Raw genomic sequence first — 880 nt, forward strand, 5'->3', positions numbered from 1 at the left:
TGCTCGAGGAAGGGGATCATCGCGGTGGCCACCGACACCATCTGGCGCGGCGACACGTCGATGTAGTCGACCTCCTCGGCACGGGCCAGCTCGGTCTCACCACCCTTGGTGCGGACCAGGACCCGGGCGTCGGCGAACGACCCGTCGGGGTTGAGGATCGTGTTGGCCTGCGCCTTGACGAAACGGTCTTCCTCGTCGGCGGTCAGGTAGTCGATCTGGTCGGTCGCCTTGCCGTCGATGACCTTGCGGTAAGGCGTCTCGACGAAGCCGAAGGCGTTGATCCGGCCGTAGGAGGCCAGCGAGCCGATCAGACCGATGTTCGGCCCTTCAGGCGTCTCGATCGGGCACATCCGGCCATAGTGGGACGGGTGCACGTCACGGACCTCGAAGCCGGCCCGCTCACGCGACAGACCACCGGGACCGAGCGCGGACAGACGCCGCTTGTGCGTCAGACCGGCCAGCGGGTTGGTCTGGTCCATGAACTGCGACAGCTGCGAGGTGCCGAAGAACTCCTTGATCGACGCCACGACCGGGCGGATGTTGATCAGGGTCTGCGGCGTGATCGCCTCGACGTCCTGCGTGGTCATCCGCTCGCGGACGACGCGCTCCATGCGGGCCAGACCCAGGCGGACCTGGTTCTGGATCAGCTCGCCGACGCTGCGCAGGCGGCGGTTGCCGAAGTGGTCGATGTCGTCGACCTCGACGATGATCTCGCCGTTGGCGCCCGGCATCGACTCCTCGCCCGCGTGCAAGCGGACGATGTATTCGATGGTGGCGACGATGTCGTCCTCGGTGAGCGTGCCCTGAGAGATCTCCGAGTCGACCCCGAGCTTCTTGTTGATCTTGTAGCGACCCACCTTGGCCAGGTCGTACCGCTTGG

At 66.1% G+C, this 880-nt stretch carries 1 pseudogene; it reads right to left on the reverse strand.

Annotation, left to right across the window (positions count from 1 at the left end):
- A pseudogene (locus EJK15_RS69640) lies at positions 1-880 on the reverse strand (DNA-directed RNA polymerase subunit beta); the annotation flags it as partial.

It is taken from the genome of Nonomuraea basaltis (assembly GCF_005893125.1).
GTDB classification, from domain to species: domain Bacteria; phylum Actinomycetota; class Actinomycetes; order Streptosporangiales; family Streptosporangiaceae; genus Nonomuraea; species Nonomuraea basaltis.